Genomic DNA, 17,928 nt, shown 5'->3' with positions numbered 1-17,928 from the left:
AAAAGGTGATTCGATGGCAAATGAGCAAGTACTAACAGCTGAACAGGTACTCGAGAAGGCAAGTCAATATTTAGCGGACGATGATATTGAGCTGGTGGCACGTGCCTATGAATATGCACGTGATGCACATAGCGAACAGTATAGAAAATCGGGCGAACCATATATTATTCACCCGATTCAAGTAGCAGGTATTTTAGTCGATTTACACATGGATCCATCTACAGTGTCGGCAGGTTTTTTGCATGATGTAGTAGAAGATACCGAGGTTACACTAGAAGATATTGAACGGGAATTTAATAAAGAAATTGCCATGCTTGTTGATGGTGTTACAAAGCTTGGGAAAATTAAATACAAATCTCATGAACAACAGCAAGCAGAGAACCATCGCAAAATGTTTATTGCAATGGCCCAAGATATTCGTGTTATTTTAATCAAATTAGCTGACCGTCTTCATAACATGCGTACACTTAAGCATTTGCCTCAAGAAAAGCAGCGTCGTATCGCAAATGAAACGTTAGAAATTTTTGCACCTTTAGCTCATAGACTCGGAATTAATACTATTAAATGGGAGCTAGAGGATACATCGCTTCGCTATTTGAATCCGCAGCAATACTATCGCATTGTAAACTTAATGAAGCGGAAACGTGCAGAACGTGAAGAATATTTAGATGAAGTCATGACGGGTATTCGTGACAAACTGAAAGAAGTAGCGATTCAACCTGATATTTCAGGTCGCCCAAAGCATATTTATAGTATTTATCGTAAAATGGCACTTCAAAATAAACAATTTAATGAAATTTATGATTTGCTAGCTGTGCGCGTTGTTGTAAATAGTATTAAAGACTGCTATGCAGTGTTAGGAATTATTCATACGTGCTGGAAACCAATGCCAGGTCGTTTTAAAGATTATATTGCAATGCCGAAAGCGAACCTATATCAATCCCTCCATACAACTGTGATTGGTCCAAAAGGTGACCCGCTTGAAGTGCAAATTCGTACGAAAGAAATGCATGAAATTGCAGAATACGGAATTGCGGCACACTGGGCATATAAAGAAGGAAAAGCGGCAGAAGCAACAGGTACACTTGAGAAAAAATTAACGTGGTTCCGTCAAATATTAGAATGGCAAAATGAAGCTTCTAATGCGGAAGAATTTATGGAGTCATTAAAAATTGATTTATTTTCTGATATGGTATTCGTCTTTACACCAAAAGGAGACGTCATGGAATTACCACTAGGTTCTGTTCCAATTGATTTTGCTTACCGTGTCCATTCAGAAATAGGGAATAAAACAATTGGTGCAAAAGTAAACGGGAAAATGGTAACACTTGATTATAAATTAAAAACAGGTGATATCATTGAAATTTTAACATCTAAACATTCATATGGACCAAGTCAGGACTGGGTAAAACTTGCGCAAACATCTCATGCGAAAAATAAAATCCGCCAATTCTTCAAAAAGCAGCGCCGAGATGAGAATATCGAAAAAGGTCGCGAGCTTGTTGAAAAAGAAGTGCGTAGCTTAGAGTATGAAATGAAAGAAATATTAGCACCTGACAATTTAAAGCGAGTGGCTGAGAAATACAACTTTGCAAATGAAGAGGATATGTTTGCGGCAGTTGGGTATAACGGCATTACGGCTGCACAAATTGCAACGCGTCTAACGGACAAGTTCCGCAAACAGCGTGACGAAGAACAAGATATTGTGGAAGTAAAAGAAGTTCGTAAACCGATGAAAATCAGAAAATGGGATTCAGGTGTAAAAGTAAGTGGAGCTGACAATTTATTAATTCGCTTATCGAAATGCTGTAACCCAGTTCCAGGTGACGATATTGTCGGATACATTACGAAAGGACGCGGTGTCTCTATTCACCGTCGTGATTGCGTTAATGTGCATACAGAAGAAGCTAAGGAGCGTTTACTAGAAGTAGAGTGGGAAGGTAGTCCAGAAAAAGAGATTGAGTATAACGTTGATATTGAAATTTCTGGTTATGATCGCCGCGGCTTACTAAATGAAGTTCTGCAAGCTGTAACAGAGACGAAAACATATATTTCAGCTGTTTCAGGTAGAAGCGACCGCAATAAAATGGCAACGATCAATATGTCCATTTCTATTCGTAATTTACATCATTTGAAAAAGGTAGTAGAGCGTATTAAAAGAGTTCCAGAAATTTATGCAGTACGCCGCATGATGCATTAATAGGGAGTGTATAAAATATGAGAGTTGTCTTGCAACGATCAAAAGAAGCGTCTGTTACAGTAGATGGTGAGATTGTAGGGCAAATTCCGTTCGGTTTAACATTGCTAGTTGGCATTACACATGAAGATACAGAAAAAGATGCAACATATATTGCCGAGAAGGTTGCGAATTTACGTATTTTTGAGGATGGGAACGGGAAGATGAACCATTCTGTCCTTGATATGGAGGGACAAGTGCTATCCATTTCACAATTTACATTGTACGGAGATTGCCGTAAAGGAAGACGCCCAAACTTTATGGATGCTGCGAAACCAGACTACGCAGAGAACTTGTATGATTTCTTCAATGAAGAACTGCGCAAACAAGGACTGCGCGTAGAAACGGGCAGGTTCGGAGCAATGATGGATGTTTCTTTAATTAATGATGGTCCGGTGACCTTAATTTTAGAAAGTAAATAATGATGCTGGAAGAGAGGGTTTTGTAATCCTCTCTTTTTTATGTATAAGCTTTATAGTTCGTGTTATGTTTTTCTAATTTATAATAAAATGGTTGTGAAGGAGAATGGACGATATAGTATAATGTATATATTGGTAAAAATTTGATTTGGGGTATGTGTGTGAAAAGGTATTTAAGGGGGAGCAAGCGTATGAATTGGTCGATCTTTAAAGACACTAAACTTGCTTTAGGATTTAGCGCGGCAATTCTTTTACATGTATTAGGAGTTGTTTTTGCGGTAGCAAGTTATGGCACTTGGGTAGTATTTGTAATGGCAGGAATCATTGTAACGTTCTTTAGTATCCAAAGAGCTGACGGTTTATATAAAAGTAGCATGGAATAGTCTTGCTTGAGAAGATATACGTAATATAATAAAAGCCTGTTGATGAAATAAGCGTTAGTCATTTATGGGTATAACCGGACAATCAATATGGAACAATAAAAGTAAAAACATCCATATTGATTGTGAGGGATACGCGTATGCGCATGAATGAAAAAGGACACTCTGTTACAAACGGTGCAAACCAATTATTTAACGTGAATTTTCATGAGTTTATTGCAAGAGAACAAAATAATACCTCTATGGAGCTTGCATCTGAATTTGGTATTTCATTACAGGATGTAAAACGGTTAAAGAAGCAGATTGAACGCTCCTAGTGCACTTGACAATCGCCCTGAACAAACGTATAGTAATTTTATATTTACATATGAAGAGAACCGATGATAGAGAAGAGTAGATGAGATACACATGAAAAGAGAGGAAATGTCCTAGGCTGAAAACATTTCTACATGATGACTAATCGAATGACACTCTGTAGGTTTCAACTTGAACGGCACAAATGCTTAGTAGGGGTTGAACGCAAGTTTAAGCGTTATTAAAAAAGTGGAAGCATACGTGCTTCAATTAGGGTGGCACCACGGGTAATAATACTCTCGTCCCTACTGGATAATCAGTAGAGGCGGGAGTTTTTTTATTTTTAATAAGATTAAAACAATTTGAGGAGGAACTGAATATGTCTATTCAAATCCCACGCGGAACGCAAGATATTCTTCCAGGAACCATTGAGTTATGGCAGTATATCGAAGGGCAAGCACGCGAAATTTGCCGTCGTTACAACTATAAAGAGATTCGTACACCAATTTTTGAGCATACAGAATTATTTTTACGCGGTGTTGGTGATACAACAGATATCGTACAAAAAGAAATGTACTCATTCCAAGATCGTGGCGAACGTAGCTTAACATTACGTCCAGAAGGAACTGCACCTGTTGTACGTTCTTATGTTGAAAATAAAATGTATGGTGATGCAACACAGCCAACGAAATTATATTACATCGGTCAAATGTTCCGTTATGAAAGACCACAAGCGGGTCGCTATCGTCAATTCGTACAATTTGGTATCGAGGCAATCGGTAGTAATGATCCAGCAATTGATGCGGAAGTGATTGCACTTGCTGTAGAATTCTACCGCGGCATGGGATTAAAAAACATTAAAGTTGTCCTAAATAGCTTAGGTGATGCAGCGAGCCGTCAAGCGCACCGTGAGGCGTTAATCGCTCACTTTGAGCCTCGCATCGGCGAATTCTGTTCAGATTGCCAATCTCGTTTAGAGAAAAATCCACTTCGTATTTTAGACTGTAAAAAGGACCGTAATCATGAATTAATGAGCACAGCACCGTCTATTACAGAATACTTAAACGAAGAATCAACAACGTACTATGAAAAAGTACAAGAGTTATTAACAATGATGGGTGTCCCATTTGAAAAAGATCCAAACCTAGTGCGCGGTTTAGATTACTATCAGCACACTGTATTTGAGATTATGAGTGAAGCAGACGGTTTCGGTGCAATCACGACATTAAGTGGCGGTGGTCGCTATAACGGTCTTGTACAAGAAATCGGTGGTCCAGAAATGCCTGGTATTGGTTTTGCGATGAGTATTGAACGTTTAATTATGGCGCTGAAAGCTGAAAATATTGAATTACCAATTGAACATAACATTGATTGCTACGTTGTAGCACTTGGAGATAAAGCGAAAGATCACGCAGCAAAAATTGCATTTGATCTTCGTAAAGCTGGATTATCAGTTGAAAAAGATTATTTAGATCGCAAAATGAAAGCACAATTTAAATCAGCAGATCGTCTAAATGCGAAATATGTAGCTGTATTAGGAGAAGATGAGCTAGATAAAGGCATCATCAACTTAAAAGATATGGCAACAGGTGGACAAGAAGAAGTGGCTTTAGATGTATTTGCTTCATATGTAGCAGAGAAATTAATATAGGGGGAACTCATAGTGGCTGAAAGAACACATGCATGTGGAAAAGTAACAGTAGAAGCAGTTGGACAAACCGTTCAATTAAAAGGTTGGGTACAAAAACGCCGTGACTTAGGCGGACTCATTTTCATCGACTTACGTGACCGTACAGGTATCGTGCAAGTTGTATTTAACCCAGAAACATCAAAAGAAGCACTAGAAGTAGCAGAAACAATTCGTAGCGAATACGTATTACACGTAGAAGGAACAGTTGTTGAACGTGGTCAAGGTGCAATTAATGAAAATATGGCAACAGGGCGCATTGAAGTACAAGCAACGAAAGTAAATGTATTAAATGCAGCAAAAACAACGCCGATTATTATTGCAGACGATACAGATGCATCAGAAGATGTTCGTTTAAAATATCGTTATTTAGATTTACGTCGCCCTGTTATGTATAACACATTCAAAATGCGTCACGACGTGACAAAAACAATTCGTAACTTCTTAGATTCAGAAGAGTTTTTAGAAGTTGAAACACCAATTTTAACAAAGAGTACACCAGAAGGAGCACGTGACTATTTAGTACCAAGCCGTGTGCATGAAGGTGAATTTTACGCGTTACCTCAATCTCCACAGCTATTTAAACAGCTTCTAATGGTCGGCGGATTTGAGCGTTATTATCAAGTAGCGCGTTGTTTCCGCGATGAAGATTTACGTGCCGATCGTCAACCAGAATTCACACAAATTGACATCGAGGCATCATTCTTAACACAAGATGAAATTCTAGAAATGATGGAACGTATGATGACAAAAGTGATGAAAGATGCAAAAGGCGTAGAGGTTCGTGCACCATTCCCTCGTATGAAGTATGCTGATGCAATGGCTCGCTACGGTTCTGATAAACCAGATACACGCTTTGCAATGGAGCTTACTGACTTATCTGAGTTTGCAGCAGATTGCGGCTTCAAAGTGTTCACAAGTGCTGTAGAAAGCGGCGGGCAAGTAAAAGCAATTAATGCAAAAGGTGCAGCAGGTAAATATTCTCGTAAAGACATTGATGCATTAACTGAATTCGTAAAAGTATACGGAGCAAAAGGTTTAGCTTGGTTAAAAGTTGAAGAAGATGGCTTAAAAGGACCAATTGCGAAATTCTTCGGTGAAGAAGATGCAAACGTACTAATGAGCACATTAGATGGGGCTGCGGGTGACTTATTATTATTCGTTGCTGATAAGAAGAGCGTTGTTGCAGATAGCTTAGGTGCACTTCGTTTACGCTTAGGTAAAGAACTTGAGTTAATTGACGAAAGCAAATTTAACTTCCTATGGGTAACAGATTGGCCGCTTCTTGAGTATGATGAAGATGCTGATCGCTACTTCGCAGCGCATCATCCATTCACAATGCCATTCCGTGAAGATGTTGAGTTATTAGAAACAGCACCAGAAAAAGCGCGTGCACAAGCATATGACCTTGTATTAAACGGTTATGAGCTTGGTGGTGGGTCACTTCGTATTTATGAGCGTGATGTACAAGAAAAAATGTTCAAAGCTCTTGGATTCTCTCAAGAAGAAGCACAAGAACAATTCGGATTCTTATTAGAAGCGTTCGAATATGGTACACCACCACATGGCGGAATCGCATTAGGTTTAGACCGTCTCGTAATGTTACTTGCAGGCCGTACAAACCTTCGTGATACAATTGCATTCCCGAAAACAGCAAGCGCAAGCTGCTTATTAACAGATGCTCCAAGCCCTGTTGCAGAAGCGCAGCTTGAAGAGCTATACTTACAATTAAACGTAAAAGAAGAGAAGTAAGAAGGAGTCCTAGATGGTTATACTAAACCCATCTAGGATTTTTTTTAGTGGAAGTTTAAAAAATCTGATTCAGATAGCAGTCGCATTTCTTCGTTGCTTCGCCAGTCCGGTGCTCGTGTAAGTAATCCTACACTCCGCTCCTCCTGGCGTCAGCGCCTCGAACAGCTCGGCTCTCTGAATCCTCCTTTTTAAACGTGATTGGAAGAGGAAGTTTAAAAAATCTGGTTCAGATAGCAGTCGCATTTCTTCGTTGCTTCGCCAGTCCGGTGCTCGTGTAAGTAATCCTACACTCCGCTCCTCCTGGCGTCAGCGCCTCGAACAGCTCGGCTCTCTGAATCCTCCTTTTTAAACGTGATTGGAAGAGGAAGTTTAAAAAATCTGGTTCAGATAGCAGTCACATTTCTTCGTTGCTTCGCCAGTCCGGTGCTCGTGTAAGTAATCCTACACTCCGCTCCTCCTGGCGTCAGCGCCTCGAACAGCTCGGCTCTCTGAATCCTCCTTTTTAAACGTGGATTGGAAGAGGAAGTTTAAAAAATCTGGTTCAGATAGCAGTCGCATTTCTTCGTTGCTTCGCCAGTCCGGTGCCGTGTAAGTAATCCTACACTCCGCTCCTCCTGGCGTCAGCGCCTCGAACAGCTCGGCTCTCTGAATCCTCCTTTTTAAACGTGGATTGGAAGAGGAAGTTTAAAAAATCTGGTTCAGATAGCAGTCGCATTTCTTCGTTGCTTCGCCAGTCCGGTGCTCGTGTAAGTAATCCTACACTCCGCTCCTCCTGGCGTCAGCGCCTCGAACAGCTCGGCTCTCTGAATCCTCCTTTTTAAACATAGATTGGAAGGGAAATTTAAAAAGTCCGGTTTAGCTAGTAATCCTTTTTTTGAATATGTATTTTTAGGAATTCTATAACTTTTTCTATACAAATAGTCGGAAAAACGCTAGAATACATGGTAGACCATTTTTGTAATAGGAGTGTAGAGCTGAATGTTACATCAATTTTCACGTAATGAATTAGCCTTCGGAAAAGAAGGTCTTGAAATATTAAAAAATAGTACAGTTGGTATTCTAGGAATTGGCGGTGTAGGTTCATTCGCAGCAGAAGCGTTAGCGCGTTCTGGCGTAGGACGTCTTGTATTAGTTGATAAAGACGTTGTAGATATTACAAATGTAAACCGTCAAATTCATGCTTTAGTATCTACTGTAGGACGTTCAAAAGTAGAATTAATGAAAGAGCGCATTGCAGACATTAATCCGGAATGTGAAGTAATTGGACTAGAAATGTTTTATACAGATGAAACATATGAAGAGTTCTTTAAACACGGCTTAGATTTCGTAGTGGATGCATCTGATACAATTACGTTCAAAATTCATTTAATTAAACAATGTTTACGTCGTAAAATTAAAATTATCTCAAGTATGGGCGCAGCAAATAAAATGGACCCAACTCGTTTCCGTATTGCGGACATTTCTAAAACACATACAGATCCAATTGCGAAAGTAATTCGTACGAAGCTTCGTAAGGAGGGTATTAAAAAAGGTGTAAAAGTTGTCTTCTCTGACGAAAACCCAATCGTAATTCGTGAAGAAGTACGTAAAGAAATCGTACCAGACGAAAATGCGAAAATTCGTAAAGCGAAATTACCACCTTCCTCAAATGCCTTCGTACCATCTGTGGCTGGTTTAATTATGGCGAGTCACGTTGTACGTGAACGTATTAAAAACGTAGAAGTGAAGCGTGTAGGGCAAGAATAAAAAATAAAAAAGCGTATATTCCATGAGGAGTATACGCTTTTTTATTTGTATGAAAAGATGTTAAAGAAATATCCATATCGGTAAGACGATAGATTCAAAAGCGATTAAAAATAATAAATAATTCTCGTATTTGTCCGATTTGTATGCAGAAGTCTTTTTTAAACCTCTAATTGTGAAGAATCCTAAAAGTAACACAAGAATCCCAAGTGTAATTTTGAAAATTGTTACTGAAATAGATAACCTCTCCTTTCAGTAACAAGTCTTGTTATGTTTATAATAGCATAAAAGTAATATATTTCCTGTTGCTTTAGAGTATTTTAATTTTCTGCCGAATATATAATATCTAAATTCCCGTTTTGATCCGTTTTAAAAATAGGTGCAATTTGATCTTGCTGTTCATCTACTAATACAAGCTTCCGGGCACGGTCCATAATTCTAACAAGCATCGCATAATCTTCTTCGATTGCTTGTTGTTTTTTCGTTAAAGATGCTAGTTTGACTTCTAGTTCATCGTTTGTTTTTTGTAAGGAGGCAAGCTTTGTATGCAAGTCTTCATTTTCAATTTGTATCTTTTCTAAGTGAGGATTATTATGCCCTAGGTTTTGCAAGAATGAGATTACATCTTGCATTGTAAGAGAATGTTTATTAGAAACGATTGCTTCGGAAAAATCAGCATCAATTACGACTTTTTGTTTTGGTTGTAGCTTTAATAGTTGCTCTTTTTCTACATTTGCTTCCGAACGCTTTAACTCTTTTCTTTGCTTCTTAGCGAGCTGTACAGCATCCTCATAATTTTGTCTGACTTCAGCATTCCAGCGAAAACCACAAGCAGCTGAAGTCCGGTTTAATTTGTCTCCAACTTCATCGAACGCTTTCAGCTGAGTACTTCCACTGCGAATATGTCGTAAAACGGTTTCTGCTAAAAGGAGATCGTCTTCTCTTGTCCATGCATCTTGGCGCGTTTTCATAAGCGAAACCTCCATTATCATGTCGTTTTCGCTTAGATTACCCTTTTGGTTTGCTTTTATGCGAACTTTGCAATCTTTCATATACGCCTGAAAGTGCTTGTTCGAATTTCCCCGTTGTTTTCGGCTTATAATATTGCCTGTTTTTTATTTTATCTGGTAAGTATTGCTGCTGTACCCATCCATTTGGATAATCATGTGGATATAAGTATCCAATACCTCTACCTAATGATTCAGCACCTTTATAGTGACTATCTTTTAAATGACTTGGGATATCGCCAGTTTGTCCGTTTCGCAAGTCGTGAAGTGCTGCATCAAGTGCCTTGTATGCTGAATTTGATTTTGGAGAAAGACAAAGTTCGATAACTGCATTGGCAAGCGGAATGCGAGCTTCTGGAAAACCAACACGTTCTGCCGACTCAATCGCAGCAAGTGTACGGGGACCTGCTTGCGGGCTAGCCAGTCCAATATCTTCATATGCCATAATAAGAAGACGTCTCCCGATACTTTGTAAGTCACCAGCTTCAATAAGGCGCGCTAAATAATGAAGTGCAGCGTTCACATCGCTTCCGCGAACTGATTTTTGAAAGGCAGATAGGACATCATAATGAGCATCTCCGCCTTTGTCGTGAACAAAACTCTTTTTCTGTAAACATTCTTCAGCAATTTCTAATGTGATTTCGGTTGATTGATCATCTGTTGTAAAGCTAGATAAAACAGCAAGTTCAAGTGCGTTATAAGCCGATCGCATATCTCCGCCAGAGGCATTTGCAAAGTGACGCATTGCTTCATCTGTAACAGTTACATGATATTCACCTAAACCTTTTTCTTTATCTTCAAGCGCTCGTTTTAAGCCGATTAAAATATCATTTTCTGTTAGTGCGTGTAGTTCAAAGATTTGACATCGGCTACGAATGGCAGAGTTAATCGCATGGAATGGATTACTTGTTGTTGCGCCAATTAAGGTCAGAAGCCCGCTTTCTAAGTGAGGTAATAAGAAGTCTTGTTTTGCTTTATCTAAGCGGTGAACTTCATCTAAAATTAAAACAAGGTGGCGGTGCATCTTTGCTTCCTGCACGACAACTTCCATGTCTTTTTTATTATGAGTAACAGCATTTAATAGGCGAAAGGGCGTCCCTGTACTGCCGGCAATTGCACTAGCAATCGATGTTTTTCCAGTTCCGGGTGGACCGTATAAAATCATCGATTGGAAATGGTTTGCCTGAACCATTCGCCATAAAATTTTCCCTTCACCAACTAAATGCTCTTGACCAATTATTTCTTTAATATTTGTCGGACGCATTCGGTGTGCGAGTGGTTGTTTCATTATGACCGTCTCCCTTAATATGTAATCATATTCTATGGTATCATCTTTTTTATGGAAAATTGAAATATACTACTGTATTTATAAGTAATTCTACTTAATTTTTTCATTCTTCTCTTTATTGTAATAATTACCGAGTTTTTCAATGTGATTTTATGTTATCATTTTGATACATAAGTTGAAATTTCTTATAATACTATATTATGCTATAATTTCATAGGATTTTGATTTTAAAATTGTGTTCTTCTTACGAATAAAGATTTAACTAATAGAAGTGAAATTTTGAAAAGAGGTGCGAAATAGATGAAAATTTCAACGAAAGGCCGTTACGGCTTAACAATTATGATTGATCTTGCGAAGAAGTTTGGTGAGGGTCCAATTTCTTTAAAATCAATTGCGCAAGCGCATGACCTATCTGAACATTACTTAGAGCAATTAATCTCTCCACTTCGTAACGCTCGTCTTGTAAAAAGTACGCGTGGTGCATATGGTGGTTATGTATTATCTGACCAACCAGCTAATATTACGGCTGGCGATGTAATTCGTGTTTTAGAAGGCCCAATTAGCGTTGTTGAAATGATAGAAGAGGAAGAACCAGCACAACGCCAGTTGTGGATGCGTGTTCGTGATGCAGTACAAGAAGTATTAGATAGTACAACTCTAGAAGATTTAGTACGTTATGAGGAAGAGAATCATGGGGGTTATATGTTTTACATTTAATTCCTTGTGAAACGATTTGGAAAGAAGGAGATCTGATGGAACGCATTTACTTAGATCATGCTGCGACATCTCCGGCTCACCCAGAAGTAGTCGAAAAGATGATTCCATATATGACGGAAATATTTGGTAATCCGTCTAGTATTCATTTTTATGGGCGCCAAACGCGCCATGCTGTAGATGAAGCAAGACGTGTTTGTGCACGTAGCATTCATGCAAATCCAAATGAAATTATTTTTACAAGCGGTGGTACGGAGGCTGATAATTTAGCACTTTTAGGTGTGGCACGTGCAAACCGCAATAAAGGAAATCATATTATTACGACGCAGATTGAACATCACGCTATTTTGCATACATGTGAAGCGTTAGAGCGAGAAGGCTTTGAGGTGACGTATTTACCGGTTGATGAAACAGGTCGTGTTCAAGTTTCTGATGTAAAAGAGGCGTTAACAGATGAAACGATTCTCGTATCTGTTATGTTTGGAAATAATGAAGTTGGAACGGTTCAACCGATTGCAGAAATTGGAGAACTGTTAAAAGAACATCACGCTTATTTTCACACGGATGCTGTACAAGCCTACGGTTTAACAGCAATTGATGTGAAAGAGTTAGGCATTGATTTATTATCAATCTCATCTCATAAAATTAATGGTCCAAAAGGTGTAGGTTTTTTATATGCTAGCGCGCAAGTGAAGTTTGAACCGTTATTAACGGGCGGGGAGCAAGAGCGAAAACGTCGTGCAGGTACTGAGAATGTACCTAGCATCGTTGGGCTAGAGCAAGCTGTTAAGTTGGCAGAATCAACGCGTGAGCAAAAAATTGCCCAATATGAAGGATTTAAAGATATAATGGTATCTGTCTTTCAAAAAGAAGACATTACTTTCGAGGTAAACGGAAACTTAGAATATCGCTTACCACATGTGTTTAATGTAAGTTTCACAGGAATGGATATTGAGCCGTTTCTTGTAAACTTAGACTTAGCAGGTATTGCAGTATCAAGTGGTTCTGCATGTACAGCTGGTTCTATTGACCCATCGCATGTGTTAGTGGCGATGTTTGGAAAAGATTCCGATCAAATACGTTCATCCGTACGTTTTAGCTTTGGTCTTGGTAATACGAAAGAACAAGTGGAAAAAGCAGCGTATGAAACAGTGAAAATCGTGAAGCGATTAACACAAAAATAGCATGGGAGGTGACATGATGAACAAACTACCTCACGAAACGCGCGTTGTCATTGGGATGTCCGGTGGCGTCGATTCATCTGTAGCAGCTCTTTTATTAAAAGAGCAAGGTTATGATGTAATCGGGATTTTTATGAAAAACTGGGATGATACAGACGAGAATGGTTTTTGTACAGCAACGGAAGATTACAATGATGTAATCGAAGTGTGCAATCAAATCGGTATCCCCTATTATGCAGTAAACTTTGAAAAACAATATTGGGATAAAGTATTTACGTACTTTTTAGATGAGTACCGAGCTGGTCGTACGCCAAACCCAGATGTAATGTGTAACAAAGAAATTAAATTTAAAGCCTTTTTAGAACATGCGATTGCGCTTGGTGCCGATTATGTAGCGACAGGTCATTATGCACGTGTTGCTTATATCGATGGCGAATATAAAATGCTACGCGGTGTTGATGATAATAAGGATCAAACATATTTCTTAAATCAATTAAGCCAAGAGCAACTATCAAAAACAATGTTCCCGTTAGGCGAATTAAAGAAACCACAAATTCGTGAAATGGCAAAAGAAGCTGGTTTAGCAACAGCGACGAAAAAAGATAGCACAGGTATCTGCTTTATTGGTGAGCGTAACTTTAAAGATTTCTTAAGTAACTACTTACCAGCTCAGCCAGGTGTGATGCAAACACTATCTGGCGAAGTGAAAGGGAAACATGACGGTTTAATGTACTATACAATTGGACAACGTCATGGTCTTGGTATTGGTGGTAATGGTGATCCTTGGTTCGCTGTTGGGAAAAACTTGAAAGAAAATATTTTATATGTTGATCAAGGATTCCACAATGAGCTTTTATATGGTGATGAAGTCATTGCTACGAATATAGGTTGGGTAAGCAACAGAGCGAAAGAAAAGGAATTTAAGTGCACAGCGAAATTCCGTTATCGTCAAGAGGATAACAAGGTAACGGTTCAAATCGTTGATGATAATACAGTTCGTATTCTTTGCGATGAACCAATTCGTGCGATTACGCCAGGACAAGCAGTTGTTTTCTATGATGGAGATGAATGCTTAGGCGGTGCTACAATTGATGAAGTATACCGTAGTGGTAAGAAACTAGACTATTTAGGATGAAAAACGAGAAGCCTCTGCCGATTAGCGGTTAGAGGTTTCTTTTTCATAACAGCGAATTTTTGTTCGCTTGGAAAATAGATTATTTGTTATAATTTGTTGTAGAGGTGAAGAACATGTCAAATAAGCTTGAAGCAGGCATTCAATATATGCAAGAAGGAAACTGGGAAGAAGCAGCTAAAAATTTTACAGAGGCAATTGAAGAAAATCCGAAAGATGCACTTGGATACATTAACTTTGCGAATTTATTAGATGTGTTAGGAGATAGCGAACGTGCGATTTTATTTTATAAACGCGCATTAGAACTAGATGGGAAATCAGCTACTGCCTATTATGGACTTGGAAGCATATATTATGGACAAGAGCAATTTACAGAAGCAAAAGCTGCATTTGAGCAAGCAATGCAAGCTGGATTACAATCAGCTGATGTGACATTTATGCTAGGGATTACGTATGTACAGCTTGGAAATGATCGTCTTGCACTGCCATTTTTACAAAGAGCAACTGAATTAGATAGGGCAGATGTAGAAGCGGTATTCCAATGCGGATTATGCTTTGCACGACTAGAACATATTCAGGAAGCGAAACCTTATTTTGAAAAGGTTTTACAAATGGATGAAGAACATGCAGATGCGTACTATAATTTAGGTGTTGCGTACGTGTTTGAGGAAAATAATGAGAAAGCACTTGCTTTATTTAAGAAGGCGACTGAAATTCAACCAGATCACTTTTTAGCAGGGAATGGCATTCGTTTATTAGAGCAAGAAGCCGAATAGAAATCGTACCTTAACGCGCAGTTACCCCTCATCTAATGATAAGTAGAGAGGTGGGGGCTTTACTGCTCGTTAGAGTGAGAGAAATCGGAAAGGAGAGGAAACATGGGAAATCAACATGCAATGGATTTGTTTGAGGAAGAGCAAAAATTTATAAAAGCACAAGTTCTTCATACCATTTTCCACAACGAAGAAAACCTCTATTCCGTTGTCAGTATGAAAATCATTGAAACAAATGAAACATACGACGAAAAAAAAGTGATGATCAACGGTCACTTTCCCCGTATGCATGAAGATGAAGTATTTACATTGACAGGTCACTTTAAAGACCACCCAAAGTACGGAAAGCAATACTTAGTTGAAACATTTAAAAAAGAATTACCTCAAACAAAAACAGGTATGGTGCAATATTTAGCGAGTGATTTATTTAAAGGAATTGGGAAGCGAACAGCAGAAAAGATTGTTGATCATCTCGGAGAACATGCGATTTCTAAAATTATGGACGACCCTGCTGCATTAGAAGGTGTTGTAAACAAGCAGAAAGCGCAAGAAATTTATGACACAATTATTGAACACCAAGGGCTTGAAAAGGTCATGAGCTTTTTAAATGGTTATGGTTTTGGAACGAAGCTCTCGATTAAGATTTATCAGCAGTATAAAGAAATGACGCTTGAAGTGATTCGAAATAATCCATATCAGTTGATTGAAGAAGTCGATGGCATCGGTTTTGGAAGAGCTGACGATATAGGACGAGCGCTAGGGATATCTGGTAACCATAATGATCGTGTGAGAGCAGGATGTTTCTATACGTTAGAAAATGTTTCGCTCCAAGAAGGTCATGTGTTTATGGAAAAGGGTCAACTAGTTCGAGAAACCGTATCGCTTTTAAATAATCAAGAGGGTAATGTGACGGAAGAAGATATTTTGCAATGCGTTGAAATGATGCAAGGTGAAGGGAAAATCATTATAGAAGAAGACCGCATTTATTTAGCTTCGTTATTCTATTCCGAAAAGGGCGTTGTCAAATCAATCCGCCGTCTCATGAACCAAGAAGAGACGCCTTCATTTCCTGAAGCGGAAGTATTATTAACGTTAGGGGAAATTGAAGAGCAGCTAAAAGTACAGTATGCACCGTTTCAACAAGAGGCAATTCAAACTGCGCTTCATAAGCCGATGATGTTATTAACCGGCGGACCTGGTACAGGGAAGACGACCGTTATTAAAGGAATTGTCGAAATGTATGCTTCCTTGCATGGTTTATCATTAAGCCCGCAAGATTACAGTGATGATAATCCGTTTCCGATTCTGTTAACAGCTCCGACAGGCCGCGCTGCGAAGCGGATGAGTGAGTCAACAGGGCTTCCTGCTTGTACGATTCACCGCTTACTTGGTTGGACGCCAGAAGGATCTTTCCAGCGTAATGAAACGGACCCTGTACAAGGAAAGTTACTTATCATTGATGAGTTTTCAATGGTTGATATTTGGCTCGCAAATCAATTGTTTAAATCATTACCAACAAACATTCAAGTAATTGTTGTAGGTGATGAAGATCAATTACCTTCTGTAGGGCCTGGACAAGTGTTGAAAGATTTATTAGATGCTGGTGCAATTCCGACAGTGAAGTTAACAGAGATTTACCGTCAAGCAGAAGGGTCATCCGTTATTCGGCTTGCCCATGCGATAAAAAATGGTACGCTGCCACCAGACTTAGCACAAAATAAAAAAGATCGTTCGTTTATTGGTTGCTCAGGTGCTCAAATTGTTGAGGTTGTAAAACAAGTATGTGAAAACGCGAAGACGAAAGGGTTTAATGCAAGAGATGTCCAAGTGTTAGCGCCTATGTATCGCGGTCCGGCAGGTATTAATGTGCTAAATGAGGCACTCCAAGAAGTATTTAATCCGAAGAAAGAAAAGAGTAGAGAAATTGCCTACGGTGATGTTGTGTATCGAACGGGTGATAAAGTATTGCAGCTCGTAAATCAACCAGAAAGCCAAGTGTTTAATGGTGACATTGGAGAAATTGTTTCTGTATTTTATGCAAAGGAAAATGTGGAGAAACAAGATATGGTTGTTGTTTCGTTCGATGGGATTGAAGTAACGTATATAAAGCCAGATTTAAATCAAATTACACATGCGTATTGTTGTTCAATTCATAAGTCACAAGGAAGTGAATTTCCAATTGTAATTATGCCGATTGTAAAGAGTTATTACCGCATGTTACGCCGTAATTTAATTTATACAGGTATTACGAGAAGTAAAAAGTTTCTAATTATTTGCGGAGAAGAATCAGCCTTTCAATCTGGTGTGAATCGTCTTGATGATTCCATGCGGCAAACAACGTTAGCTGGTCGCTTGCAGGAATCAAAAGGGGAAGTGCAAATGGTTACGATTGATGGCCAGGAGATGGATGTGGAAAACATTTCACCGTATGATTTTATGTAGCAAGGTGAAATTATATAGTGAAACTTTCAATATAGAGAGCGTTATTTTGAAAGTGTAAGGCAGTTCTAGTATGTATAAATGAGTGCAGTTTGGACATAATGGCGAATAGAATCTGGGAGACTGTAAGGAGATGAAAGCCATATGTTCAGTTGTCCAAATTGCAAAGGGAAAGACATTGGAAAAATAGGTGTCAACCAATTTTATTGCTGGAATTGTTATATTGAATTATCGGTTTCAAAGGGGAAAATCCATACGCATCAAGTAGAAGAAGATGGATCGCTTAGTTCTCTTGATGATTTATTTGATGAGAATGAACGAACCATCGGATAGTCAAAAAGGGGGATTTACTTTGAACGTACGCAATTCATTAATCGCATTAGGTATTGGAGCTGCGGCATATCAATATGCACGTAAACAAGATGTGTTTTCCAAACGTAATATGAAAAGAGCACGCAAAATGATTAAGTCTTATTTATAATCATTTCTATAAAGTGAAAAACTCCCTTCATTCTCAGGGAGTTTTTTCATGTGCTCGTATATAAATAAAAAAGTCCAATTTCAGAAAAAAGATAAGAAAGTCCGTAACATCCAATACCAAGAACTCCGTAATACCACAGCTGTTTCGCACGTTCTTTTCGTGTTGAACGCGTGAAGAGTCCCTTCCAAATACCAAAGCCAATACAGATCCATTCTAGTATCATGAAAAGTGTTGAAAGAATTAACATAAGCCAAACCATTTTATTCCTCCTCACATATTTGCGAGCTGACCTAAGTGCTTGTCCGTATGATGTTAAATATATGTAAGTTTTTTTAAAAACAGTATGGTCTGTATGGAAATATTTTAGTCCAGTAATTTTTTAAAAGTTTTACACATAACCTT

Annotated in this window: 17 protein-coding genes and 1 other annotated feature; of the genes, 14 read left to right on the top strand and 3 right to left on the bottom strand. The window is 38.7% G+C overall.

Annotated elements, in window-relative coordinates; translation table 11 throughout:
- Positions 1 to 13: 13 nt before the first annotated feature.
- The 7 genes from relA to NSQ40_RS22375 all read left to right on the top strand — a co-directional run bounded on the left by relA (position 14) and on the right by NSQ40_RS22375 (position 8,514).
- Complete coding sequence (gene relA, locus NSQ40_RS22405; protein ID WP_003200467.1) at positions 14 to 2,200, top strand: GTP diphosphokinase; 2,187 nt, start codon at positions 14 to 16, stop codon at positions 2,198 to 2,200.
- Between the two features lie 17 nt (positions 2,201 to 2,217).
- A complete protein-coding gene (gene dtd / locus NSQ40_RS22400; RefSeq protein WP_003200469.1) occupies positions 2,218 to 2,658 on the top strand; it encodes a D-aminoacyl-tRNA deacylase in 441 nt (146 codons plus the stop codon).
- 188 nt (positions 2,659 to 2,846) lie between these two features.
- A complete protein-coding gene (locus NSQ40_RS22395) occupies positions 2,847 to 3,038 on the top strand; it encodes a hypothetical protein (protein ID WP_003200471.1) in 192 nt (63 codons plus the stop codon).
- A gap of 137 nt (positions 3,039 to 3,175) precedes the next feature.
- Positions 3,176 to 3,352 carry a hypothetical protein gene (locus NSQ40_RS22390; protein WP_003200475.1) on the top strand — a complete coding sequence of 59 codons (177 nt, stop codon included), beginning with the start codon at positions 3,176 to 3,178 and terminating at the stop codon, positions 3,350 to 3,352.
- Between the two features lie 54 nt (positions 3,353 to 3,406).
- Positions 3,407 to 3,639, top strand: a binding site (T-box leader).
- A gap of 69 nt (positions 3,640 to 3,708) precedes the next feature.
- Positions 3,709 to 4,980: a histidine--tRNA ligase gene (gene hisS, locus NSQ40_RS22385; protein WP_003200476.1), complete on the top strand. Its 1,272-nt coding sequence runs from the start codon at positions 3,709 to 3,711 to the stop codon at positions 4,978 to 4,980.
- Positions 4,981 to 4,992: 12 nt separating this feature from the next.
- A complete protein-coding gene (gene aspS, locus NSQ40_RS22380) occupies positions 4,993 to 6,768 on the top strand; it encodes an aspartate--tRNA ligase (protein WP_003208580.1) in 1,776 nt (591 codons plus the stop codon).
- Between the two features lie 978 nt (positions 6,769 to 7,746).
- A complete protein-coding gene (locus NSQ40_RS22375; RefSeq protein ID WP_000903177.1) occupies positions 7,747 to 8,514 on the top strand; it encodes a tRNA threonylcarbamoyladenosine dehydratase in 768 nt (255 codons plus the stop codon).
- A 317-nt stretch (positions 8,515 to 8,831) separates the two neighbouring features.
- Here NSQ40_RS22375 and NSQ40_RS22370 read toward each other — a convergent pair whose 3' ends face one another.
- Together NSQ40_RS22370 and NSQ40_RS22365 are read right to left on the bottom strand one after the other, a co-directional pair.
- Complete coding sequence (locus NSQ40_RS22370; RefSeq protein ID WP_098715710.1) at positions 8,832 to 9,482, bottom strand: RsfA family transcriptional regulator; 651 nt, start codon at positions 9,480 to 9,482, stop codon at positions 8,832 to 8,834.
- Positions 9,483 to 9,519: 37 nt separating this feature from the next.
- Positions 9,520 to 10,806: a replication-associated recombination protein A gene (locus tag NSQ40_RS22365; protein WP_003200484.1), complete on the bottom strand. Its 1,287-nt coding sequence runs from the start codon at positions 10,804 to 10,806 to the stop codon at positions 9,520 to 9,522.
- A gap of 300 nt (positions 10,807 to 11,106) precedes the next feature.
- On the opposite strand from NSQ40_RS22365, the gene cymR reads away from it, so the two are divergent.
- The 7 genes from cymR to NSQ40_RS22330 all read left to right on the top strand — a co-directional run bounded on the left by cymR (position 11,107) and on the right by NSQ40_RS22330 (position 17,526).
- On the top strand, positions 11,107 to 11,523 hold the full coding sequence (gene cymR / locus NSQ40_RS22360) for a cysteine metabolism transcriptional regulator CymR (RefSeq protein WP_000704116.1): 417 nt from the start codon (positions 11,107 to 11,109) through the stop codon (positions 11,521 to 11,523).
- A gap of 35 nt (positions 11,524 to 11,558) precedes the next feature.
- Entirely contained in the window at positions 11,559 to 12,704 is a 1,146-nt protein-coding gene (locus NSQ40_RS22355) for a cysteine desulfurase family protein (protein WP_003200486.1), read from the top strand.
- Between the two features lie 16 nt (positions 12,705 to 12,720).
- A complete protein-coding gene (gene mnmA / locus NSQ40_RS22350) occupies positions 12,721 to 13,836 on the top strand; it encodes a tRNA 2-thiouridine(34) synthase MnmA (protein WP_018782988.1) in 1,116 nt (371 codons plus the stop codon).
- 113 nt (positions 13,837 to 13,949) lie between these two features.
- Positions 13,950 to 14,609 carry a tetratricopeptide repeat protein gene (locus tag NSQ40_RS22345; RefSeq protein WP_003200488.1) on the top strand — a complete coding sequence of 220 codons (660 nt, stop codon included), beginning with the start codon at positions 13,950 to 13,952 and terminating at the stop codon, positions 14,607 to 14,609.
- A gap of 102 nt (positions 14,610 to 14,711) precedes the next feature.
- Positions 14,712 to 17,048: an SF1B family DNA helicase RecD2 gene (recD2, locus tag NSQ40_RS22340; protein ID WP_098715709.1), complete on the top strand. Its 2,337-nt coding sequence runs from the start codon at positions 14,712 to 14,714 to the stop codon at positions 17,046 to 17,048.
- Between the two features lie 141 nt (positions 17,049 to 17,189).
- A complete protein-coding gene (locus tag NSQ40_RS22335; RefSeq protein ID WP_000490499.1) occupies positions 17,190 to 17,378 on the top strand; it encodes a hypothetical protein in 189 nt (62 codons plus the stop codon).
- Positions 17,379 to 17,397: 19 nt separating this feature from the next.
- Positions 17,398 to 17,526 carry a YrzQ family protein gene (locus NSQ40_RS22330; protein WP_001102898.1) on the top strand — a complete coding sequence of 43 codons (129 nt, stop codon included), beginning with the start codon at positions 17,398 to 17,400 and terminating at the stop codon, positions 17,524 to 17,526.
- A 46-nt stretch (positions 17,527 to 17,572) separates the two neighbouring features.
- Here the strand turns inward: NSQ40_RS22330 and NSQ40_RS22325 are convergent, their stop codons facing one another.
- Positions 17,573 to 17,785 carry a hypothetical protein gene (locus NSQ40_RS22325; protein WP_018765889.1) on the bottom strand — a complete coding sequence of 71 codons (213 nt, stop codon included), beginning with the start codon at positions 17,783 to 17,785 and terminating at the stop codon, positions 17,573 to 17,575.
- Positions 17,786 to 17,928 lie beyond the last annotated feature (143 nt).

This window comes from Bacillus sp. FSL K6-6038 (assembly GCF_038050455.1).
GTDB lineage: Bacteria > Bacillota > Bacilli > Bacillales > Bacillaceae_G > Bacillus_A > Bacillus_A pseudomycoides.
The sequence above is the reverse complement of the archived record's forward strand: the minus strand, read 5'-3'. Positions and strand labels throughout refer to the sequence as shown.